Origin of the sequence: Microbacterium sp. SORGH_AS_0421 (assembly GCF_030818635.1) — a bacterium.
Classification (GTDB): Bacteria; Actinomycetota; Actinomycetes; order Actinomycetales; family Microbacteriaceae; genus Microbacterium.
Window position 1 is genome coordinate 3,299,784 of sequence record NZ_JAUTAO010000001.1, and the last position, 22,754, is coordinate 3,322,537.

The following is a 22,754-nucleotide window of genomic DNA, read 5'->3' on the forward strand; positions in this document are numbered from 1 at the left end:
CCGTTCGCCGTGCGGGGAGGAGATCTCGGCGGCCGAGGACGATCGAGGTACGAAAATCCTCCGCTGGGCGGCACTCGCTCGGGACGAGCTCAGCCAATCGTCTCGGTGAGCTCGAACCACTTCATCTCGAGCTCGTCGCGCTCGCCCTCGAGGGCCGAGATGCGCTGCATCTCTTTGCCGAGTCCCTCATAATCCGCCTGGTCGTGGTCGACGAGCGCGGCTTTGGCCCTGTCGATCTGCTGCTGCAGCTTCTCGATGCGCCGCTCGGTGGCCGAGGCCTCCTTCTGCGCGGCGCGCAGTTCCGCGCCCTGCAGACCCGAGGTCGCGGTGGCGCCGCCCGTCGTCGCGGACCGCGAGGGCTCGGCATCCTGAATCGCTCGAAGACGCAGGTACTCGTCGACGCCGCCGGGCAGGTGCCGCAGCTTCGCATCGAGGATCGCGTACTGCTGGTCGGTGACGCGCTCGAGGAAGTACCGGTCGTGCGAGACGACGATGAGGGTGCCCGACCACGAGTCGAGCAGGTCTTCCATGGCCGCGAGCATGTCGGTGTCGAGGTCGTTGGTGGGCTCGTCGAGGATGAGCACGTTCGGCTGGTCGAGCAGGACGAGCAGCAGCTGCAGGCGCCGCTTCTGACCGCCGGAGAGGTCTTTCACGGGGGTCGAGAGCTGGGCGCTCGAGAACCCGAGGCGCTCGAGCAGCTCGCCGGGGGTGAGCTCCTTCGCCTTCGACCCCGCGCCGAACGAATAGGTGGTCCGCAGCCCCGAGATCACCACGCGCACGGGGTCGTTCAGGTGCTGGTCGAGCTCGTCGAGGCGCTGGGTGAGGGTGGCGACCTTCACCGTCTTGCCGCGCTTGACCCGGCCGCTCGTCGGCTCGAGCGAGCCGGTGACCAGGCTCAGCAGGGTCGACTTGCCCGCGCCGTTCACCCCCAGGATGCCGGTGCGCTCACCCGGGGCGATGCGCCACTCGACGTCTTTCAGGACCGTGTGATCGCCGTAGGTCACACCGGCGTCGAGCAGGTCGACCACGTCTTTGCCGAGCCGTGCCACGGCGAGGGACTGCAACGCGACCTTGTCGCGGATCTCGGGCACGTCGGCGATGAGCTCGTTGGCCGCATCGATGCGGAACTTCGGCTTCGACGTGCGCGCCGGCGCCCCGCGACGCAGCCACGCCAGCTCTTTGCGGGCCAGGTTCTGTCGGCGCTGTTCGATGGATGCCGCCTGACGGTCGCGCTCCACGCGCTGCAGGATGTACGCCGCGTATCCGCCCTCGAAGGGCTCGACGAGACGGTCGTGCACCTCCCAGGTGACCGTGCAGATCTCGTCGAGGAACCACCGATCGTGCGTGACGACGAGCAGACCGCCCGCCGACGGCGCCCACCGCTTCTTCAGGTGCCCCGCGAGCCAGGTGATGGCTTCGACGTCGAGGTGGTTGGTGGGCTCGTCCAGGAACAGCACATCCCAATCGCCCGAGAGCAGCGCCGCCAGCGCGACGCGGCGGCGCTGACCGCCCGAGAGGTCGCCGAGGCGCGCGTCCCAGGGCAGATCACCCAGCAGACCCGCGATCACGTCGCGCGTGCGCGCGTCACCGGCCCACTCGTGTTCGGCGCGGTCGCCGACCACCGCGTGCCCGATCGTGTCGTCGTCGTCGAGGGTGTCCTGCTGGTCGAGCACGCCCACGGTGACGCCGCCGCGCACCGTCACGCGCCCGCCGTCGGGTTCGCGGGTGCCGGCGAGCATGCCGAGCAGACTCGACTTGCCGTCGCCGTTGCGACCGACGATGCCGATTCGGTCACCTTCGTTCACGCCGAGCGAGACGGAGTCGAAGACGACCTTGGTCGGGTATTCCAGGTGCAGGGCTTCGCCCCCGAGCAGGTGTGCCATATCCGTCCCAGGCTACGCGGTGCCCGGGGTGTGCGAGCGCGCGGGGGTGCCGGCATCCGGGATCTCCTGCTTCCCGTCGCCCATCTGGCGCGCCACGGACGAGACGATCGCAGGCGCACCCCGGATGCCGGCACCCGGGGCCGCGGCCGGAACGACGACGGGGCCGCCCGGCGAACCGGACGACCCCGCGTGACTCGACGGCTCAGAAGCCGTTGGCCGAGAGCCACTCCTTGGCGATGTCGGCGGACGACTTCTGGTCGACCGTGGACTCGACGTTCATCTCGACGAGGGCATCGGCCGTCAGGGCGGCGCTGACCTTGTTGAGCACGTCCGACACCTCGGAGGCGACGTTCGAGTTGACCACCGGCACCACGTTCGACGCCAGGAACAGGCCCTTGGGGTCGGTCAGCGTGACGAGGTTGTCGGTCTTGATGCGGGGGTCGGCCGTGTAGACGTTGGCGACCTGGACGGTACCGGCGACGAGGTCGTCGACCGTGGTCTCACCGGTGGGCGAGAACTGGACGCTCACGCCGTAGGTCGACTGCAGACCGGTGGGTCCGTAGGGACGCTCGGCGAGCTCGGCGTTGCCCCCGAGGGTCACACCCGACGTCACCTTCGCGAGGTCGGCGATCGAGGTGAGCCCGTTCGCGTCGGCGAACGCCTTCGTGACGGTGTACGAGTCCTGGTCGGTGGCCTGCGACTGGTCGAGGACCTCGAGACCCTCGGGGAGGGCGGCCGGCAGAGCCGCGTACACGTCGTCGGAGGTGCGCGCGGTGGTGTCCTTCTCGAAGAACTGGAGCAGGTTGCCGGTGTACTCGGGGAAGACCGAGACGGTGCCGTCCTCGAGCAGCGGGATGTACGCGTCGCGCTGACCGATCTGGAACTGGCGCTTCACGGTCTTGCCGGCACCCTCGAGCGCCTGCGCGTAGATCTCGGCGATGATCTCGTTCGAGTAGTAGGCCTGCGAGCCGACCACGATGGTGTCGCTCGAGGCGCTGGCGTCGCCGCCGCCGTTGCTGAGGGGATCGCTGGAGCCGCCGCCGCAACCGGCGAGGGCGAGCGAGGCGACCGCGAGGCCGGCGAACAGGCCGAGGCCCTTCTTGGTTCGTGCTGTGAACATGGGTGCTCTCTTTTCTGGTGATTCGGGAATCGAGTGTGGGTCAGGGGGTCGCCGGAGGTGCGGTCGGTGCCCCCACGGCGAGGGCTTCGGCGCGACGCTGACGAACGGAGCGCCGCTGCGGCTGAGCGGAACCTGCGGCACGGATGCCACGGGGTACGACCAGGTGCTGAAGCAGGGCGAAGAGCCCGTCGATGACGAGCGCGAGGACGGCCACGAGGATCGCCCCGCCGATGAGGATGTCGAACCGGCGGAGCGGGATCGCGGCGATGATGTACTGCCCGAGCCCGCCGAGGCCGATGTACGCGGCGATCGTGACGGTCGCCAACACCTGCAGGGTCGCCGCACGGATGCCGCCGACCAGCAGCGGAAGACCGAGGGGAACCTCGATGCGCCAGAGGATCTGCGACTCGGTCATGCCCATCGAGCGTCCCGCGTCGATCACGCGGCGGTCGATGGCCTCGAAGCCCGTGTACGCCCCGGCGAGCAGCGACGGGATCGCCAGCACGATGAACGAGATGACCGCGGCCTCGGGCTTGTGGAGGACGCCGAGGAGCAGTGTCAGGAGGATCAGCAAGCCGAAGGAGGGGATCGCCCGTGCCGCACCCGAGATCGCCACGGCACTCTCGCGCCCCTTGCCGGTGTGGCCGATGTACCAGCCCAGCGGGATGGCGATCGCTCCCGCGATCACCACGGCGACCAGCGTGTACAGCAACTGGACGCCGATGGCGGCGGGGATCGAGTCGAACTGGCCGGAATCCCCGGAGAAGATCCAGGCGATCGCGTCGCCGAGGAGGTTCATGCCTTCACCAGCGTTCGGTTGGCCTGACGCGAGACGGTCTTCGTCCCACGCGTCCACGGCATGAGCAGGCGGCCCGCGACCACGAGCAGCAGGTCGATGATCAGAGCGAGCACCACGACGGCGATCACGCCCGCGAAGACCTCGGGGATGATGCGCCTTTGCAGCCCGTTCGTGAACAGGTAGCCGATGTTCTGGATGCCGACGAGGATGCCGACCGTGGCCAGCGCGATCGTGCTGGCCGAGGCGACGCGCAGGCCCGCGAGCACGACGGGGCCGGCGAGCGGGAACTCCACCGCCCAGAAGCGACGGAAGGAGCCGTAGCCGATGGCCGTCGAGGCCTGGCGGACTCCGGCATCCACCGAATCGAGACCGTCCGCGACCGCGCGTACGAGGATCGCGACCGCGTAGATGGCGAGAGCGACGATGAGGTTCGTCTCGCTGACGATGCTGTACCAACCGGTGACGACGGGCACGAGGATCAGCAGGGCGAGAGAGGGGATCGTGTAGAGCAAGCCGGTGATGGTGATGACACCGCTGCGCACGAGGCGATACCGCCACGCGACCCAGCCGAGCGGGACGCTCAGCACGAAGCCAGCGATCAACGCGATGATGCTCTGGCGCAGGTGCACCAGCGTGAGCTCCCCGATCAGCTCGAGGTTGTTGCCGACCCAGTTCACGGGCGGGAATCCTCCACGAGCGCACCCTGCGTGCGTCCCTCGGCATCCACGACGACCGTGCCGCTCGGCGTCTGCTTCAGATGGAGCGCGCGCTTGCCCTTGACCGCGCCGATGAAGCTCGCGACGAAGTCGCTGGCGGGGTTCTCGACGATCTCGCTGGGAGTTCCCACCTGCGCGATCTTCGCGCCCTTCTCGAGGATCACGACCTGGTCGCCGAGCAGGAAGGCCTCGTCGATGTCGTGGGTGACGAAGACGATCGTCTTGCCGATCTCGCTCTGCAGACGAAGGAGTTCCTGCTGCAGTTCATCGCGGACGATCGGATCGACGGCACCGAAGGGTTCGTCCATCAGCAGGATGTTGGGGTCGGCGGCGAGGCCGCGAGCGACGCCGACGCGCTGCTGCTGCCCGCCGGAGAGCTGGCTGGGGTAACGGTCGGCCATCGCCGCGTCGAGGCCCACCGTCTTCATGAGCTCGAGCGCCCGGGCGCGAGCGGCTTTACGGTTCTGCCCCTGCAGCACCGGCACGGTGGCGATGTTGTCGGCCACGGTGAAGTGCGGCAAGAGGCCGGAGTTCTGCATCACGTAGCCGATGCTGCGGCGCAACTGCACGGCGGGGCTGCCGCCGATGTCTGCTCCGTCGATCTCGATCGTGCCCGAGGAGGGCTCGACCATGCGGTTGATCATGCGCAGCAATGTCGTCTTGCCACAGCCGGACGACCCCACGAAGACGGTCGTCTTTCGCGAGGGGATGACGAGATGGAAGTCGTCGACGGCGCGCGTGCCGTCGGGGAAGACCTTGGAGACGGCCGAGAACTCGATCATGTGCTCACCCGACCTCAGTCGGAGACCACGACCTTCCGGTCGAAGGCGACGTAGCCGGCGAAGTCCTTGCCCACGCGCTCCACAGCGCCCGGGTACAGGTCGGGGTACGACCAGGCACCGTCGGCCAGTTCGACACCGTCGAGCGCGACGTTCCAGTACTGTGCAGCGCCCTTCCACGGGCAGGTGTACGGGGTGGGGCTCTCATGCAGAGCGCCCTCGCGGACGGACTGCGGCGGGAAGTACCAGTTGCCCTCGATCGAGGCCAGGTCGTTGCGGTCGGCTTCGGCGATCACGACGCCGTCGAGCACTGCCTTCATGGTTTACCCCCTCCGTGGCGTCCCGCGGGCACAGCGCCCACCGGTGACGGACCACCTCGCATGAGGCTAACCAGACGGTCGGCACGCAAAGCGCAGATTGCCCCGTGTGACGACCTGGGCTAGGGTGCGGCGCCCTCAGACCACACGCGCGCCGGGAACGGGCCCGTGCACGTGCAGGGCGACCAGACCGGCGGCGCTGAGGGTGACCTGCAGGTCGATGGCGGATGATTCGTCGGCGGCGAGGAACGCGAGCGTCGGCCCGGAGCCCGAAACGATCCCCGCCAGGGCACCCGAGCTCTCGCCGCGCTCGAGCACGCGGGCGAGATCGGGGCGGAGGTGGAGGGCCGGCGCCTGGAGGTCGTTGCGCAGGCTCGCGGCGAGCATGCCGGCGTCGCCCTGACGAAGGGCGTGGAGCACGTCACGGTCGACCACGGGCACGCGCGGAGCCGGACCGATGTCGACGGCGTGACGTCTGCGGTGCGCATCGAGCTCGCCGTAGACGACGGGGGTCGACATGCCGGTCTCGTTCGGAACGAGCACCCAGTCGAAGCGCCCACGCGCGAGAGCCGGACTCAGCTGGTCGCCGCGACCGGTGCCGATGGCGGTCCCGCCGAGCAGGGCGAAGGGGACGTCCGCGCCGAGGCGGGCAGCCAGGCGGGCGAGCTCGCCCGTCGGCATCCCGAGCCCCCAGAGCGCATCGCAGGCGACGAGGGCGGCAGCCGCATCGGCCGATCCCCCACCCATGCCGCCGGCGACGGGAACGGCCTTGCGGACCGAGAGATGGGCGCCTCGGTCGATTCCCGCGGTCTGCGCGAGAAGGCGCGCCGCGCGAACGGCGAGGTTGCGGTCGTCGGTGGGAACACCATCGATATCGACCGGACCGCGCGCGGACACCTCGATCGTGATGTCGTCAGCGGGCGTCGCGACCATCTCTTCGTAGAGGGACACCGCTTGGAAGGCCGTCGCGAGCTCGTGGTAACCGTCGTCCTGGACGTCGCCCACCTCGAGGAAGACGTTGATCTTCCCGGGCGCGCGAACGCGGACGGATGCCGGGGCGTGGACGCTCATCGTCCCTGCCGCCGTCCCGCGCGCCGGGGGCTGTCGGGGTGTGCGAAACTGGAACGTCGGCCCACTTCCCGCCAACGCTCGCAAGGCGGTACGGGAAGGTCCGGGCCGGAGCGAGCGATCTGAGTCACTCTTCGACAGTAGTGCTCCGCTCCCCCGTCGTTCGGCGCCGAGGCCGAAACGTCTTCGTAACCCCGGAACCATACGGTGACCGGATCCCTTGCACCTACCCCCGAGGAGGACAGAATGCGCCCGATGGTCCCCCTGTCGATCGACACCGACCCCTGGCGCGCCCTGCTGTCCCGGTCCGATATCCGCATGCACGACGGCATCCTGCACGTCGTCGACGACTCCTCGACGCCCGCGATGGCCGAACGCGACGACCTGCTCACCGCAGCGTCCGCGATCGAAGCTGCGGGGGTGAGGGTGCTGCTGGTGCGCGACGCCAACCGTCGTCCCAAGCTCGTGGTCGACACCGCCGACGCGGCGAAGGCCCTCGCCGCGCTGCGCGATCCCGACCTCGGCCCGATGTACCTCAAGGCCCGTGGCGAAGACCCGGTGCCCGCACACAGCGTCGAGCCCGCTCCCGGGTCGGTGCAGGCCTACGCGGTCTTCCGCCCGCGCACCTCGACCGAGGGCTCTTACCGCTACGGCTCGGCGTTGGCTCCGCGGATGGAACTTTGGCGTTTCGGCGAGAAGACCATCGAGGCACCCCGCCCGAGCGCCCTCACCCGCCGCAAGTTCGCCGCCGCCGACCTCGATCTGGTCGAGGTCGAGCGCTACGGCCGCCGCTGGATGACGGTCTCGGGCATGTTCGACCCCCACCCGAACGAGTTCACCGCCGACGTCGACATGGTCTTCTCGTGGGTCGACGGGTCCTCGAGCGAGTTCCAACGTCAGCGCGCCGCCCGGATGAAGGGCTACGTCGTCGGCGACGGCGACGACAACGCCGCCCGCTACCGGCAGGTCGACGAACTGCGTTACGCGCTGCGCAGCGTGCACATGTACGCGCCGTGGGTGCGCCGCATCTTCATCGCCACCACCGACTCCCCCACCCCGGAATGGCTCGCCGATCACCCGAAAGTGACGATCGTGCGCAGCGAGGAGTTCTTCGCCGATCCCTCGGTCCTGCCCACGCACAACTCGCACGCGGTCGAGGCGCAGCTGCACCGCATCCCCGGTCTGGCCGAGCACTTCCTCTACAGCAACGACGACATGTTCTTCGGGCGCCCCGTCACCCCCGAACTGTTCTTCAGCGGTGGCGGAGTGAGCCGTTTCGTCGAGAGCGGTGTGCGCATCGGCAGCGGTCCGGCGCACGTCGACCGCTCCGGCCACGACAACGGCCTGCGCGTGAACCGGGCGCTGCTCAAAGAGCGCTTCGGCCGCGTCATCACACTCGACCTCGAGCACTGCGCGACGCCCCTGCGCCGTTCGGTCGCCTTCGAACTCGAGCGGGAGTTCGCCGAGGACTATGCACGCACGGCCGCGAGCCGGTTCCGTTCGGCGACCGACATCTCGGTCACCAACAGCCTGTACCACCACTACGCCCTGGCGACCGGTCGCGCGGTCATCACGACCGAGCCGCGCACCCGCTACGTGCAGACCACGCAGTTGGACTCCCTCCGCACCATGGAGCGCCTCGTGTCGCGCCGAGACACCGACATGTTCTGCCTCAACGACGGCAGCGTGCCCGAGATCCCCGAGGAGGTGCGCGTCCCGGCGCTGCGCGCCTGCCTCGAGCGCTACTTCCCGGTCGCCGCGCCGTGGGAGAAGACCTCGGTCAGCGAAGGATCGGCAGCGGCGTCGTCGGCGGCGACACCCGCCCGCTGAGTTCGCGCGAGGCCGGGACCACGATGCCGGCGTCGTGCAGCCGCCGCTGCGACTCGTCCGCGTCGACATACTGCAAGGCCGCGCTCGTCGCGAGCGGAACGACGGAGTGAACGACCGTCTCGTCGTACACGTGCACGATGTTGAAGCCCTGCGCCGCGTCCTGAGGGCGCGTGCCGCCCACGGGCACCATGAGGTCCTGCGTGTAGCAGGTGGCCGAGGCGACGGACACCGGGATGCCGGCGAACGTAGCGAACGTCGAGTAGTGCAGGTGTCCCGCGAGGATGGCGCGGACGTCGGATCCTCGAAGGATCGCGGCGAGACTGCGCTGATCGCGCAGTTCAACGGAGGCCGCGAGGTCGAGCACGCTCGGGACGGGCGGGTGGTGCATCGCGAGGATCGTGCCGAGGGGCGCGGGGGTGGCCAGCACCTCGGCGAGCCACTCGCGCTGAGCCGCCGTGACCTCGCCGTGATGGGCACCGGGCACCGAGGTGTCGAGCGTCACGATGCGCAAGCCGTCGAACTCGTCGACGCGGTCGACCGGAGCGTCGCGGTCGCCCTCGTCACCGGGCAGCAGCCGCGAGCGGAAGGCCGCCCGGTCGTCGTGGTTGCCCATGACCCACACCACGCGCGTCTGCAAGCGCTCGGCGAGCGGCTCGACCAACGCGCGGACACGGTCGTAGGCGTCAGCCTCGCCGTAGTCGGCGAGGTCGCCGGTGAAGACGAGGGCGTCGGGGCGGATGCCCGACGCACCGATCGCCTCGACCGCACGGGCGAGGTACGCCTCGGAGTCGACGTCGTCGTAGAGCGGTGCACCGCCGGCGCGAAGGTGGGTGTCGCTCAGGTGGAGCAGCACACGTTCGGCTCGGGGGTACTCGGCGTAGCGCATCTCGATCCTCTCGGGCCGTCGGGTACGACCTCGTCACCGGCGTGATGCTCCCGGTTGGCTCGAAATGTTACAGACATGTTTCTGGAACGCGTGATGAACACGGCGAGAATTCACCCGACAGTTCACAACGTGGCCGCACTGCGCGGTGGCACGGGACGTCGTGTGGGGTGGACGCCGCGCCGCATCCCGCCCGGTCGAGCGACATGACCCACGATGCGCGAGATGACCCGAGACGAGCGCGAAACGCGGGTCCTCTCGGCGGACAGGGGTCACCTCGAACGCGGGTCACGTCGAGGCGCCCCGACCTCGGGTCAGAGCGCGGCGATCAGACCGCGGCGATGCGCGCGTAGTCCTCAACCGTCAGCTGCTCGCCGCGCAGCGTGGGATCCACGCCGGCCGCTTCGAGATGAGCTGACGCCTCCGCGGCCGTGCCGCCCAGCACGCCCGACAGCGCCTGGCGGAGCATCTTGCGGCGCTGCTGGAAAGCGGCATCCACGATCTGGAAAGTGCGGAGTCGGTGCTCCTCGGTGCCGCGGGCTTCGGCATCCCGGTCGAAGCCGACGAGCACGCTGTCGACGTTCGGCACGGGCCAGAACACCTGACTCGACACCGTGCCGGCCAGTCGCCATGAGCCGTACCAGGCCGCCTTGACGCTCGGGGCGCCGTAGATCTTCGACCCGGGAGGGGCGGCGAGGCGCTCCCCCACCTCGGCCTGCACCATGACGACGCCGCGCTGCAGGTAGGGGAAGGTCTCGAGGAAGTGCAGCAGCACGGGCACCGAGACGTTGTACGGCAGGTTCGCGACCAGGACGCCGGGTTCTCCCGGCAGCTCATCGACGCGCAGAGCGTCGGCGTCGATGACCGTCAGGCGGCCGGCGGGCACGTCGTGGGCTGCCGCGGTGGAGGGAAGCCGCTCCGCGAGCCGGTGATCGATCTCGACGGCAACGACCGAGGCACCCGTCTCGAGGATCGCCAGGGTGAGGGATCCGAGACCGGGACCGATCTCGACGATACGATCGGATGCCGTGACCCGAGCCGCCTGCACGATCTTGCGCACCGTGTTGGCGTCGACGACGAAGTTCTGCCCGAGCTTCTTGGTGGGGGTCACATCGAGCTCGGCGGCGAGCCGACGGATCTCGGAGGCACCGAGGAGGGAAACGGGCATTGTTCCACTGTAGTCAGCGATCCCGCCAGTGCCCGACGCTCCCGATGGGCAGGAGTAGCGTGATCAGGTGAGTCAAACGCAGTCCATCCCCTCGAACGCTTTCACCCTCAGGAGCCCCTACGGGCGACGAGCCATCGGGCTCTCGCTCGCGGCAGCGGTGGGCGGTTTCCTCTTCGGTTTCGACTCCTCGGTCATCAACGGCGCTGTCGATGCCGTCCAGGGCAACTTCGAGCTCTCGCAGGTGCTCACCGGTTTCGTCGTCGCCGTCGCCCTGCTCGGATGCGCCGTCGGCGCGATCGTTGCCGGCGCCCTGTCGGACCGCTGGGGGCGCCTCAAGGTCATGCTCCTCGGCGCCGTGCTGTTCTTCGTCTCGTCGATCGGCGCCGCCCTCACCTTCAGCGTGCCCGACCTCATCCTGTGGCGCGTGATGAGCGGACTGGGAATCGGCATCGCCTCGGTGGTCGCCCCCGCCTACATCGCGGAGGTCGCCCCGCGTCAGATCCGTGGCTCCCTGGCCTCCCTGCAGCAGCTGGCGATCACGCTCGGTATCTTCGGCGCCCTGCTCTCGGACGCGCTGCTGGCCAACACCGCCGGCGGCGCGGCCAATCAGCTGTGGCTGGGCATGGAGGCCTGGCGCTGGATGTTCCTCGTCGGTGTGGTCCCGGCAGCGGTATACGGAGTCCTGTCCTTCACGGTTCCCGAATCGCCCCGCTACCTGCTCTCGAAGGGCAAGCGCGACGAGGCGAAGGCGATCTTCGCGCGGCTGGTGCCGCCGGCCGACCTCGACAAGACGATGAACGAGCTCTCGAACGCCATCGAGGCCGACCGCAAGAACAAGAACGTCTCGCTGCGCGGGCCGGTGCTGGGACTGCAGGGGATCGTGTGGACCGGCATTCTGCTGTCGATGTTCCAGCAGTTCGTCGGCATCAACGTGATCTTCTACTACTCCACGACCCTCTGGAAGGCTGTCGGCTTCGACGAAAGCAACTCTCTGCTGATCTCGGTGATCACCTCGGTCACGAACGTCGTCGTGACCTTCGTCGCGATCTTCCTCGTCGACCGGGTGGGCCGGAAGCCGATTCTCTTGACCGGCTCGATCCTCATGACCGTTTCGCTCGGTGCGATGGCGCTCTCGTTCGCCTTCGCCACCGGTTCGGGTACGGACGTGTCGTTGCCCGCCCCGTGGGGTGGAGTCGCTTTGGTCGCCGCGAACGTCTTCGTCGTCGGCTTCGGGGCGTCGTGGGGCCCGCTGGTCTGGGTGCTGCTCGGCGAGATCTTCCCGAGCCGCATCCGAGGCAAGGCCCTCGGCGTCGCCGCCGGAGCCCAGTGGATCGCGAACTTCGCCATCACGGTGTCGTTCCCGGCCATGTCGGGCTGGTCGCTGCCCCTCACCTACGGCATGTACGCCCTGTTCGCGGCCCTGTCGTTCGTCTACGTCGCCCTGCGCATCCCCGAGACCAAGGGCATGGAGCTCGAGCAGACCGAGACCCTGTTCGTCCGCAAGCCGAAGGCGAAGGCCAAGGCCTGACGCGAAGCCCGCGTCCGGATGCCAGAAGGCCGGTGCCCCGAGGGGCGCCGGCCTTCCGCGCGTCGGCGTGTCGCCCGCGCACCCTCAGCGATCCGCACAGGGTGCGCGGCATCCGGGGCGAAGGGGCTGAGGTTGCGCGAGTCACTGAGGCTGCGCGACGCCGGGCGCACCCGCGCGACATCACCTCAGCAATCCGCACAGAGTCAGCGGCATCCAGGGCCAAGCAGCTGAAGTTGCGCGAAACACTGAGACTGCGCGACGCCCGGCCCACCCGCGCGACATCACCCCAGCAATCCGCACAGAGTCAGCGGCATCCAGGGCCAAGCAGCTGAAGTTGCGCGAAACACTGAGACTGCGCGACGCCCGCCCCACCCACGCGACATGACCCCAGGATCCACACAAACTCACCGGCATCCGGGGCCAAAGGGCTGGGTTTGCGCGAATCACTGAGGCTGCGCGGCACCCGGCTCGTGCGCGCCGGTCAGTCCTCGAAGGCGCCGTAGACGCGCAGCGTGTTCGCCGCGACACGGGCACCGAGCTCGTCAGTGTCCATCGCCAGCTCCGCCGCGAGGAAGCGCAGCGTCACCGGGATCAGGTACGGCGCGTTCGGGCGGCCGCGGTAGGGCACCGGGGTGAGGAACGGCGCGTCGGTCTCGACGAGGATCCGGTCGAGCGGAGTCACCGCGAGAGCGTCGCGCAGGTTCTGCGCGTTCTTGAATGTCACGTTGCCCGCGAACGACAGGTAGTACCCGCGGTCTGCCGCGATGCGCGCCATGTCGGCGTCGCCCGAGAAGCAGTGGAACACCGTCTTGTCGGGGGCACCGACCCTCTCGAGGGTCTCGAGCACGGCCTCGTGCGCGTCACGGTCGTGAATCTGCATCGCGATGCCGTGCTTCTTCGCCAGCGCGATATGCGCCTCGAAGGAGCGCATCTGGGCCGGGATGCCGTCGGCTTCGGTCCGGAAGAAGTCCAGGCCCGTCTCGCCGATCGCCCGGACGCGGGGTTCGGCGGCGAGTTCGTCGATGACGGCGATCGCGGCATCCAGCTCGCCTGCCCGCTCGTAGACCGGAGCCTCGTTGGGGTGGATGGCGACGGCGGCCAGCACCCGAGGGTGCGAACGCGCCGCCCACGCCGACCAACGCGAGGAGTCCACGTCACCGCCGGCCTGCACGACGCCGTGGACGCCGACGGCGAGCGCGCGCTCGAGCTGCTCGTCGAGCGACAAACCGGTGTCGCCGTCCTCGATCTCGAGGTGCGTGTGATTGTCGTAGACCGGGATGCCGAGCGGCTCGGGCGCCGGCGGATAGCTCACGTCGCGACGGCCGTCGACCGAGCGCTCGCGCACGTACTGACTCGGATCACCGCCGTCGATGGTGCCGCGTGGGCGTTCGACGGGGGCGGAGCCGGGGGCCGGTGCGGCGGCGGTCGCCTCGCCGGGCTCAGGGACCGCCGCTGCACCCGACATCGCCGTCACGCCTGCTCGACGCGGGGGAACAGCGGCGAGAGCGCGTTCACCGAGGAGCCGGGGCGCAGCACGCCCCATGCCCCCGCTTCGCGCAGACGCTGATCGTGCAGGTCGCCGAGGCCCTCGGACGCGCCCAACGCGAACCACAGCTTCTCGGTCGACGCCGGCATGACCGGCGACAACAGCACGGCGAGCGCGCGCAGGCCCTCGGCCGCGGTGTACAGCACGGTGCCCAGACGCTCGCGCGTGGCCTCGTCCTTCGCCAGAGCCCACGGCTCGTTCTCGGTGATGTAGCCGTTCAGCGCGTCGACGATCGTCCAGATGGCGGCGATCGCCTCGTCGATGCGGAAACGCTCCACGGCGGCGTCGGCGTTGGCCGCGGCATCCGCCACGATCTTCTGGATCGTCAGGTCGCTGTCGGTGTAGGCGCCGGGCTCGGGTACCACGCCGTCGAAGTACTTCGAGATCATCGCGATGGTGCGGGACGCCAGGTTGCCGAAGCCGTTGGCGAGCTCGGCCTGATAACGGGCCGAGAGGTCTTCCCACGAGAAGGAGCCGTCCTGACCGAAAGCGATCGCCGAGAGGAAGTAGAACCGGTACGCATCGGAGCCGAAGACGTCGGTGATCTCGGTCGGCGCGATGCCGGTGAGCTTGGACTTCGACATCTTCTCGCCGCCGACGAGCAGCCACCCGTGTGCGAAGACGCCCCGGGGCACGTCGAGGCCCGCAGCCATGAGCATGGCGGGCCAGATGACGGCGTGGAAACGCAGGATGTCTTTGCCGACCACGTGGTACGCGGGCCAGCGGCGCGCGAACTCCGCGGTGACCTCGCCGGTCTCGGGGTCGGTGCCGTAGCCCACGGCGGTGGCGTAGTTGAGCAGAGCGTCGACCCACACGTAGATGACGTGCGAGGGGTCCCACGGAACGGTGATGCCCCAGTCGAAGGCCGAACGCGAGATCGAGAGGTCTTTCAGACCGCTGCGCACGAACGAGACGACCTCGTTGCGCGCCGATTCGGGTCGCACGAAGTCGGGCTCGGTCTTGTAGAGCTCGAGCAGGCGGTCCTGGAACTCACTGAGCTTGAAGAAGTAGTTCTTCTCTTGCAGCAGCTCGAGGGGCTTCGAGTGGATCGCGCAGACCTTGAGCCCTTCGAAGGGTCCCGTGCCGTCGACGATCTCGGCCTCGGGCTTGAACTCCTCGCAACCGACGCAGTACAGCGCCTCGTACTCGCCCGCGTAGATGTAGCCCCGGTCGAACAACGCCTTTACGAACTGCTGCACGCGCTCTTCGTGGCGCGGCTGCGTGGTGCGGATGAAGTCGTCGTTGGCGACGTCGAGGGTCTCGAGCAGCGGGAACCACGACTCGGTGACGAGCTTGTCGACCCACTCCTGCGGCGTCACGCCGTTCGCGGCGGCCGCCCGCAGCATCTTCTGGCCGTGCTCGTCGGTGCCGGTGAGCATCCACGTGTCGTCACCCGCCTGGCGGTGCCAGCGCGCGAGCGTATCGACGGCCACCGTCGTGTACCCGTGCCCGATGTGGGGCAGATCGCTGGGGTAGTAGATCGGCGTCGTGATGTAGAAAGATCGGCCGGAAGTCACCTGGAGATTCTACGGGGAGGCACCGACACGGCCGACCGTGTGACGGGTGTCAGCGTTTGACGGCCAGCGCCGCCTGGTACAGCTCGCGCGAGGAGTGGCCGGTCTGCGAGGCCACCTCGGCGGCGGCCTCTTTGAGCCGCGCGCCGCCGCGCACGATCTCGAGCACCTGGGTCACGGCATCCGGGAACGCCACCTCGCGAGCGGTGGCGCCGCCGACGACGATCGCGATCTCACCGCGGACGCCCTCGGCCGCCCACGCGGCGAGCTCGGCAAGGGTTCCGCGCTTGACCTCTTCGTAGAGCTTGGTGAGCTCGCGGCAGACGGCGGCGGGACGATCGGCGCCGAACTCGGTCGCGAGGTCTTCGAGAGTGGATGCCAGTCGCGACGGCGACTCGAAGAAGACGAGGGTCCGCTCCTCCGACGCGAGCTGCGCGAAGGCCTTGCGGCGATCCCCCGGCTTGCGGCGCGGAAAGCCCTCGAAGGCGAAGCGGTCGGTGGGAAGGCCCGCGACGGCCAGGGCCGTGACGACCGCGCTCGGACCGGGAATCGCGGTGACCGTGACACCCGCGGCGGCGGCTGCCGCGACGAGGCCGAAGCCGGGGTCGCTCACCGTGGGCATGCCGGCGTCGCTCAACACCAGCAGATCGTCTTCGCGGGCGAGCTCGACCAGTTCGGCGGCCCTCTCCTTCTCGTTGTGATCGTGCAGGGCGATCAGGCGCGGCCGGTTCTCGACCCCGAGTCCCGCGAGCAGACGCTGCGTGGTGCGGGTGTCTTCTGCCGCGACGACGGTGGCGTTCTCGAGCGCCTCGATCAGACGCTTCGAGGCGTCGCCCAGGTTGCCGATGGGGGTCGCCGCCAGGATGATCACCGTTCCACCTTAGGCTGGGGGCCGTGACCACCGCCGTCCCTCCGCTGCTCCCGTCGATCGAGCAGACGCGCATCGATCGGTGGCGCGACGCCCTCCTCGACGGCCCCCGCGGGTTCCGCTTGTGGCGCTGGCTCGCACCCGCGCTGGTCACCGTCCTCGCGGCCGTGCTGCGTCTGGTCGACATCGGCAATCCGCACCAGCTCGTCTTCGACGAGACGTACTACGTGAAGGATTCGTGGAGCCAGTGGGTGCTCGGCTACCCCTCGACCTGGCCCGACGGCGCCGACGCCAGCTTCGCGGCGGGGGACACCGACGTCTTCACGGGCATCGGCAGCTACGTCGTGCACCCTCCCCTCGGACGCATCCTCATCGGCGCGGGCATGGCGCTGCTCGGTCCCGACTCGGCGACGGGTTGGCGCATCTCCGCCGCCGTCTTCGGTACCGCGACGGTGCTGCTGGTGTACCTGCTGGCGCGCACGATCACCCGGTCGATCCCCTTCGCGACCGTGGCATCCGGTCTCATCGCGATCGACGGCCTCGGGATCGTGCTGAGCCGCATCGCGCTGCTCGACGTCTTCCTGACGTTCTTCATCGTGCTCGTCTTCTGGTTCGTCGCCCTCGACCACCGGGGCAGCACCGACCGCTTGCGCACCGCCATCGCGGCCCTGCCGGGAGAACGGCACACGTGGGGGCCCGTCCTGTGGGCCCGTCCCTGGCTCTTCGCCGCGGGAGCCGCCGCCGGGGCGGCCACCGCCGTGAAGTGGTCGGGACTGTACGTGCTCGCCGCCGTCGGCTTGTACGCGGTGATCACCGACGCCCTCGCCCGTCGCCGCGCCGGAATCGATCAATGGCCTATGTATGCCGTGCGCCAGGGCCTCGCATCGTTCGTCCTGCTCGTGCCGGTCGCGGTGGTCGTGTACCTCGCGAGCTGGTCGGGGTGGCTGTTCTCGAACGGCGGCTGGATGCGCGGCACCCCGGTCGCCGCGACCGGCATCTGGGGGTGGGTCCCGGAGCCGCTTCGACAGCTCTGGGCCTACCACCAGGAGATGTACGCGTTCCACGTGGGCCTCGTCACCCCGCACAGCTACGCGAGTCCCGCCTGGCAGTGGCCGCTGCTCATCCGCCCCACCTCGATGTACTGGCACCAGGACCAGGCGGGCGTCAACGGCTGCACGCTGCCGACGGGCTGCACCGAGGCGATCTCGAGCATCGCGAACCCGATCATCTGGTGGGCCGGCGTCGCGGCGTCCCTCTATCTGCTCGTGCGCTTCGTCATGGTCCGCGACTGGCGCTTCGCTCTCGTGCTGACCGGACTCGCCGCCACCTATGTGCCGTGGCTGCTCTACCCCGAGCGGACGATCTTCCAGTTCTACACGGTGGCGATGCTGCCCTTCCTCGTGCTCGCGCTCACCTTCGCGCTGCGCGACATCGCCCGCGGGGTGAAGGGCGCGTCACGGGCGAGCGGGCAGGTGCTCGTCCTGGCTTTCCTCGGGCTGTGTCTCGTGATCTCGGCGTTCTGGTATCCCGTGTGGGCGGGGCTTCCGGTGCCGTACGAGTTCTGGCGCCTGCACAACTGGCTGCCCACCTGGATCTGAGCGCGGGGCGGGTGGGCGCGAGGTGGCGTGCGGGCGGGGTGGGAGTACAGGGATGGATGCCACAGAATCGATCCGGTGACGGGCTCGGCAGCCGAATGTGCTGTACGGGTCCGAATTCGTGAAAGACCGGGGGTGAGCATGGTCGACGGAGACGAGTGGCTGCACGACCCGCGGCCCGTGCAGCGGGTGAAGTTGTTCCGCGATGCGCCGGTCGAGCCGTCGGCGTGGCCGGCGACCGTACCCGCCGTCTCGCAGTTCCTCGAAGTGGCCAGGGGCGACGGCTGGGAGTTCGCGCCCGGCGTCACCTTCCTGGTGGGAGAGAACGGGTCGGGCAAGTCGACGCTCATCGAGGGCATCGCCGAGGCCGCGGGGCTGCCTGCCGAGGGCGGCTCGACCAACGGCGGCGGTGAGACGCGGCGAACCGAGAGTCCGCTCGGCGAGTGGCTGCGGATCGAACGCAGCCCGAGGGCGCCGCGGTGGGGTTTCTTCCTGCGAGCAGAGACGATGCACAGCTACTACTCGTGGCGCGACGACATCGGCGGCGACGCTCCCAGCCTGCACACCCTGAGCCACGGCGAATCGTTCAATGCGTTGCTCGACGAGACGCTCGATCACCCGCACCATGTCGCGGGGCTGGCGTGCCTCGACGAGCCCGAGGCGGCGCTGTCGTTCTCGTCGACGCTGCGCTGGCTGGCGTCGCTCGACCGTATGCGCTCGCGCGGGACGCAGGTGATCTGCGCGACTCACTCCCCCGTGCTGGTGGCACTTCCGGGGGCGACGATCCTGGAGCTCGGCGACTGGGGCATTCGCGAGAGCGCGTGGGAAGACCTGGAGCTGGTGCGGCTGCAGCGCGGGTTCCTCGAGTCGCCCGGGAGATATCTGCGGCACCTGCTGGATTGAGGCCCCCGCCGCAACGGTGCACGAAGTGTTCTGCGACCAACCGGTGAGAAGGCAGCCACGCCCCCCCCGCCTCAGTCAGACCAACTGCCCCGCATCCGTCGTCGGCAGCGCGCACGTGAAGGCACGACAGTCGTACGCCGTCGCCTCGCCGCCCTGGGCGACCTTGCCCTCGAACAGCTCGAACCCCGCCTCGGCGAAAGCGACAGCCTGTGCGGGCGACACCACCGCCACCACGTCGGCGGCGATCCGGCGGGCGGCGTCGGCGATCTCGGCATCCGTCTCGCCCACCACGACCACCTGGCGCGGGGCCGAGGCCAGGCCGAGGGCGACCTCGAGGATCGCGCCGTGCGCGAGGGGTGACGACAACGCGGCGTCGGCCGCGGCCCGGACCAGGGTCTCCGCGGCGGTCCGGTAGCGCTCCCCCGCCCCGAGGCGCCACAGGTCGAGGGCGGCAGCGGCGAACACCGACGGGCCCGAGGGCGAGGCGCCGTCGGTGGGCACGGCGTGCGACTGCATGCCCTGCCCCACGAGCACGGGGTCACCACCACCCGGAGGACGGATGCCGTCGTCGCCGACGCACAGGTCCACGAGCGCCCGCGCCCGCGCGGCATAGGCGACCTCGCCGGTCGCACGGGCGAGGGCGAGGAGGCCCCGCGCGAGTCCGCCGTAGTCCTCGAGCGTCGCGGGGGCGGCGGAGCGGACCTCGTCGAGCGAGGCGCGGCGCAGCGTCCCGTCGTCGGCGACGTTGCTTTCGAGCACCGCGTCGGCGGCCCAGCGCGCCGCCTCGAGGAAGCGGGGGTCGGTTCGGGTTCCGGCGGCGGCGAGGGCGGCGATCGCGTGCCCGTTCCAGCCGGTGACGATTTTGGCGTCGAGAGCGGGGGGCTGCAGTGCCGAACGGTCCGCGACACGGTAGTACCCGCCCTCGTTGCGGACGCCGTCGATGATCGATTCCGAGTCCTGGGCGGCGGCGATCCCGCCGGAGGGCAGTTGCAGGACGTCGACGAGGAAGCGGGCGGCATCGGTCGCCGTGGCGTCGTCGCCCGCGGCGAGCGCGACCTCGACGAGCGCGGCGTTGTCGGTGAGCATGCGCTCGTAGTGCGGCACGCTCCAGTCGCGGCGCGTGGCGTACCGGAAGAATCCGCCCTCGACCGTGTCGTGCAGGTCGGAGCCGGCCATGGCGGACAGGGCTCGGGATGCCACGTCCGCGGCATCCGGAGCGTCCGAGGCGAGGGCGGGGTGCTGCAGGAAGCGGAGCACCGGGGTGTTCGGGAACTTCGGGGTCTCGAAGGCGGGGCCCGCGGCGAAGCCGAAGTACTCGCGGTCCTCACGCGCGGCGATCGCGCGGGCGGCGGCCGCGAGCTGGTCGAGGGATGGCGGGGCGTCGGCCGGGGCGGTGGCTGCGGCGGCCAGGGCATCTCGGAGCGAGGAGCCCGTGGCATCCACCTCGCTCCGTCGCTCGGTCCACGCCTCTCGGACCGCGGCGAGCACCTGGCGGAATGAGGGCTGAGGCGGGCGGGGCGAGGGCGGAAAGTACGTGCCGGCGTAGAAGACGCGCCCCTCGGGGCTCGCGAACACCGTCAGCGGCCAGCCCAGGTGCGGCGTGAAGGCGGACGCGGCGTCGAGGTAGGCGGCATCGACGTCGGGATGCTCCTCGCGATCGACCTTGATCGAGACGAAGCCCTCATTCAGGATGCCGGCGGTCTCGGCATCCTGAAACGATTCTCGCGCCATGACGTGGCACCAGTGGCAGGTGCTGTAGCCGATCGAGATCATCACGGGGACGTCTCTCTTGGCCGCGAGCGCGAACGCCTCGGCCCCCCAGGGGAACCACTCGACGGGATTGTCGGCGTGGGCCCGCAGGTAGGGGCTCGAGGCGTTCGCGAGGCGGTTCATGCGCGCGGTCGCGGCGACGTCAGTTGAGGTCGTCAGGGTGCGTGCCGACGCGGCCCGAACCGTCACCCGGGTCGACCGCGTCGATCGCGGCCATCTCGTCGGCGGAGAGCTCGAAGTCGAACAGCGCGAAGTTCTCTTCGAGGCGCTCGCGGCGCACCGACTTCGGGAACACGATGAAGCCGTGCTGGATGTGCCAGCGCAGCACCGCCTGGGCCGGGCTCTTGCCGTGGGCCTCGGCGGCTTCCTTCACCGCGGGGATCTCGAACAGGTCGTACTTGCCCTGGCCGAGCGGACCCCACGACTCGATGTGCATGTCGTGCTCGTGGCCCCACGCGGCGATCTCGCGCTGGCTGAGGGCGGGGTGCAGCTCGATCTGGTTCACCACGGGGGTGACGCCGGTCTCGGCGACGATGCGCTCGAGGTGCGGCACGAGGAAGTTCGAGACGCCGATCGAGCGGGTCTTGCCGGCCTCGCGGATCTCGATGAGCTTCTGCCACGCGTTGACGTAGTTGTCGTTCTTCGGGGTGGGCCAGTGGATGAGGTACAGGTCCACGGCGTCGAGCTGAAGCTTCTGGAGGCTCTCGTCGATCGCGGCGTGCGCGTCGTCGCCGTCGTGGCGGTCGTTCCAGAGCTTGGTGGTGACGAAGAGCTCGTCGCGCGGGATACCGCTGGCGGCGATCGCTCGACCGACGCCCTCTTCGTTCTTGTAGATGGCAGCGGTGTCGATGTGTCGGTAGCCGACCTCGAGGGCCTCGGACACGGCACGCTCGGCGTCGTCGGCGGGCACGAGGAACACGCCATAGCCGAGCTGGGGGATGGAGTTTCCGTCGTTGAGCTGAACTGAAGGAACGGTCATGCATCGAGCCTAGGAGAATCGATTCGAAGCGGCTTCGGGGTTGACGGGGTGCGCAGGGCGGGGACGAAGCGCGCGCGTCGCGCGCATCACGACAGCGGCGGGGCGATCGCCGCGCGGGCGAGGGCCTCGGCGACGAGACGGACGTTCTCCGACACCGATCCCCCGGTGACGCGCACGCGCCCGCCGACCGCCCCCGACTCGGGCGACGCCTCGACGACGAAGGGCGCTCCCGCCGACACCGCGATCCCCTCGGCCGCGAGATGCACGACCGCCGCGCGCTCGTCGAGCACGGGAACCCACAGGTTGATGCCGTCGGGTGCGCCCACGTCGACTCCGCATCGCCGCAGGGCGTCGGCGAGGCGATCGAGCCGGTCGCGATAGATGAGACGAGCGGTGCTGACGGCGGCGATCGAGCTCGAATCGGTGAGGAGTTCCCGCAGCACGCTCTGGAGCAGACGCGAGGTCCACCCCGGCCCGAGCATGCGGCGGCGGACGATGCGTTCGACGATGTCGGCGGGACCGCCGAGGGCCGCGATCCGCAGGTCGGGACCGTGGGATTTCGAGAAGCCGCGCACGTGGACCACCTGAGCGGGGATCCAGCGCGCGAGCGTGACGGCGGGCGCCGTGGCGATGAGCGCCGAGTGGTCGTCTTCGATCACGGTGACCCGACGACCCCCGGGTACGGTCAGCAGCACGTTGGCGAGCCGGCGGGCTCGCTCGGACGACATCGACACCCCCGTGGGATTCTGTGCCCTCGGCTGCAGCACGAGCGTCGAGGGCTGTCGCGCCAGAGCCCTCGCCAGAGAGGAGGGGAGGATGCCGTCGGCATCGCTCTCGAGCGGAAGAGGGATGCCGCCCGCCGCGTCGACGAGATCGAAGATGTACGGGAACCCCGGGGACTCCACGGCGACGCGATCGCCGAAACGGACCACCTGATCCACCGTGCGCGAAATGCCGTCGAAAGCGCCGTCGACCACCGTGAGGGCCTCGACGCCGCTCACCGGCCACTGCTCCATCAGGACGTCGTACAACTCGGGCAGCACGGGAAGGTCGTGGTACCGGCCCGTGTCGGCGCGCGGTCGCGCGAGCGACAGCGCCCTCGCGATCGACGGCAGGAGCGCCGGGTCGGGCGTTCCGCGCGAGAGGTCGAGGCGCGCGGAGGCGGCGACGCGACCTCCGAGCCCTCGGGGTGGCGCGGGAACACCGGGGGCATCGAGGGCCAGGCCCCGTACGCGCGGGCTCAGCCACTCCCGCCGCTCGGAGCGCACGAAAGAACCGGCGCGACCCCGCGAAACGATGACCCCCGCGTCGGCGAGCGCGCGCCACGCCGCGGCCACGGTTCCGGTCGACACTCTCAGCTCGGCGGCGACGGCGCGCACCGTCGGCAGGCGCTCGCCGGGCACCAGCGTCCCATCGGTGACGAGGCGCGCGATCTCCGACGCGAGACCCGCCGAGGAGCGTTCGGTCAGTGCTTCGGCTTCCAGCATG

19 protein-coding genes are annotated in these 22,754 nt (G+C 69.8%); 4 read left to right on the top strand and 15 right to left on the bottom strand.

The window, feature by feature from the left end:
- Positions 1 to 89 precede the first annotated feature (89 nt).
- The 7 genes from QE416_RS15770 to QE416_RS15800 all read right to left on the bottom strand — a co-directional run bounded on the left by QE416_RS15770 (position 90) and on the right by QE416_RS15800 (position 6,685).
- A complete protein-coding gene (locus QE416_RS15770) occupies positions 90 to 1,883 on the bottom strand; it encodes an ABC-F family ATP-binding cassette domain-containing protein (protein WP_210074068.1) in 1,794 nt (597 codons plus the stop codon).
- Between the two features lie 202 nt (positions 1,884 to 2,085).
- A complete protein-coding gene (locus QE416_RS15775; protein ID WP_267787504.1) occupies positions 2,086 to 3,003 on the bottom strand; it encodes an ABC transporter substrate-binding protein in 918 nt (305 codons plus the stop codon).
- 40 nt (positions 3,004 to 3,043) lie between these two features.
- Positions 3,044 to 3,802, bottom strand: a complete 759-nt coding sequence (locus QE416_RS15780) for an ABC transporter permease (protein ID WP_267787505.1) — start codon at positions 3,800 to 3,802, stop codon at positions 3,044 to 3,046.
- Positions 3,799 to 4,479: an ABC transporter permease gene (locus QE416_RS15785; protein WP_210074063.1), complete on the bottom strand. Its 681-nt coding sequence runs from the start codon at positions 4,477 to 4,479 to the stop codon at positions 3,799 to 3,801. The genes QE416_RS15780 and QE416_RS15785 overlap by 4 nt, the downstream gene beginning before the upstream one ends.
- Positions 4,476 to 5,300 (bottom strand): ABC transporter ATP-binding protein, encoded by an 825-nt coding sequence (locus QE416_RS15790; protein WP_210074061.1) that lies wholly within the window; start codon positions 5,298 to 5,300, stop codon positions 4,476 to 4,478. Before QE416_RS15790 ends, QE416_RS15785 begins: the two co-directional genes overlap by 4 nt.
- A gap of 14 nt (positions 5,301 to 5,314) precedes the next feature.
- Entirely contained in the window at positions 5,315 to 5,617 is a 303-nt protein-coding gene (locus QE416_RS15795; RefSeq protein ID WP_267787506.1) for a DUF427 domain-containing protein, read from the bottom strand.
- Positions 5,618 to 5,752: 135 nt separating this feature from the next.
- The gene (locus tag QE416_RS15800; RefSeq protein ID WP_307317610.1) at positions 5,753 to 6,685 is read right to left on the bottom strand and encodes a 4-(cytidine 5'-diphospho)-2-C-methyl-D-erythritol kinase; all 933 of its coding nucleotides are present in this window, start codon (positions 6,683 to 6,685) and stop codon (positions 5,753 to 5,755) included.
- Between the two features lie 243 nt (positions 6,686 to 6,928).
- Here QE416_RS15800 and QE416_RS15805 point away from each other — a divergent pair, with 243 nt between their 5' ends.
- Positions 6,929 to 8,512 (top strand): stealth family protein, encoded by a 1,584-nt coding sequence (locus tag QE416_RS15805; RefSeq protein ID WP_307317613.1) that lies wholly within the window; start codon positions 6,929 to 6,931, stop codon positions 8,510 to 8,512.
- Here QE416_RS15805 and QE416_RS15810 read toward each other — a convergent pair.
- On the bottom strand, positions 8,463 to 9,398 hold the full coding sequence (locus tag QE416_RS15810) for a phosphodiesterase (protein ID WP_307317615.1): 936 nt from the start codon (positions 9,396 to 9,398) through the stop codon (positions 8,463 to 8,465). The two genes, QE416_RS15805 and QE416_RS15810, sit on opposite strands and share 50 nt — an antisense overlap.
- A gap of 325 nt (positions 9,399 to 9,723) precedes the next feature.
- Entirely contained in the window at positions 9,724 to 10,563 is an 840-nt protein-coding gene (gene rsmA, locus QE416_RS15815) for a 16S rRNA (adenine(1518)-N(6)/adenine(1519)-N(6))-dimethyltransferase RsmA (RefSeq protein WP_307317617.1), read from the bottom strand.
- 67 nt (positions 10,564 to 10,630) lie between these two features.
- On the opposite strand from rsmA, the gene QE416_RS15820 reads away from it, so the two are divergent.
- Positions 10,631 to 12,091: a sugar porter family MFS transporter gene (locus QE416_RS15820; RefSeq protein ID WP_210074048.1), complete on the top strand. Its 1,461-nt coding sequence runs from the start codon at positions 10,631 to 10,633 to the stop codon at positions 12,089 to 12,091.
- A gap of 481 nt (positions 12,092 to 12,572) precedes the next feature.
- Here QE416_RS15820 and QE416_RS15825 read toward each other — a convergent pair whose 3' ends face one another.
- Genes QE416_RS15825 through rsmI form a run of 3 tightly spaced genes read right to left on the bottom strand, consistent with a single transcriptional unit; the run spans position 12,573 to position 16,022 of the window.
- Positions 12,573 to 13,556, bottom strand: coding sequence for a TatD family hydrolase (locus QE416_RS15825; RefSeq protein WP_307317621.1), 984 nt, complete (start codon positions 13,554 to 13,556; stop codon positions 12,573 to 12,575).
- 5 nt (positions 13,557 to 13,561) lie between these two features.
- Entirely contained in the window at positions 13,562 to 15,154 is a 1,593-nt protein-coding gene (metG, locus tag QE416_RS15830) for a methionine--tRNA ligase (protein WP_307317624.1), read from the bottom strand.
- Positions 15,155 to 15,203: 49 nt separating this feature from the next.
- Positions 15,204 to 16,022, bottom strand: coding sequence for a 16S rRNA (cytidine(1402)-2'-O)-methyltransferase (gene rsmI, locus QE416_RS15835; protein WP_307317627.1), 819 nt, complete (start codon positions 16,020 to 16,022; stop codon positions 15,204 to 15,206).
- A 23-nt stretch (positions 16,023 to 16,045) separates the two neighbouring features.
- Here rsmI and QE416_RS15840 point away from each other — a divergent pair, with 23 nt between their 5' ends.
- Together QE416_RS15840 and QE416_RS15845 are read left to right on the top strand one after the other, a co-directional pair.
- Positions 16,046 to 17,617, top strand: a complete 1,572-nt coding sequence (locus QE416_RS15840; protein WP_307317628.1) for a dolichyl-phosphate-mannose--protein mannosyltransferase — start codon at positions 16,046 to 16,048, stop codon at positions 17,615 to 17,617.
- A 138-nt stretch (positions 17,618 to 17,755) separates the two neighbouring features.
- Positions 17,756 to 18,517 (top strand): AAA family ATPase, encoded by a 762-nt coding sequence (locus QE416_RS15845; protein WP_307317982.1) that lies wholly within the window; start codon positions 17,756 to 17,758, stop codon positions 18,515 to 18,517.
- 75 nt (positions 18,518 to 18,592) lie between these two features.
- Here the strand turns inward: QE416_RS15845 and QE416_RS15850 are convergent, their stop codons facing one another.
- The 3 genes from QE416_RS15850 to QE416_RS15860 form a co-directional block, all read right to left on the bottom strand.
- The gene (locus QE416_RS15850; RefSeq protein ID WP_307317630.1) at positions 18,593 to 20,410 is read right to left on the bottom strand and encodes a thioredoxin domain-containing protein; all 1,818 of its coding nucleotides are present in this window, start codon (positions 20,408 to 20,410) and stop codon (positions 18,593 to 18,595) included.
- A gap of 19 nt (positions 20,411 to 20,429) precedes the next feature.
- Positions 20,430 to 21,266, bottom strand: a complete 837-nt coding sequence (locus QE416_RS15855) for an aldo/keto reductase (protein WP_307317631.1) — start codon at positions 21,264 to 21,266, stop codon at positions 20,430 to 20,432.
- Between the two features lie 86 nt (positions 21,267 to 21,352).
- On the bottom strand, positions 21,353 to 22,753 hold the full coding sequence (locus QE416_RS15860; RefSeq protein WP_307317633.1) for an aminotransferase class I/II-fold pyridoxal phosphate-dependent enzyme: 1,401 nt from the start codon (positions 22,751 to 22,753) through the stop codon (positions 21,353 to 21,355).
- Position 22,754 lies beyond the last annotated feature (1 nt).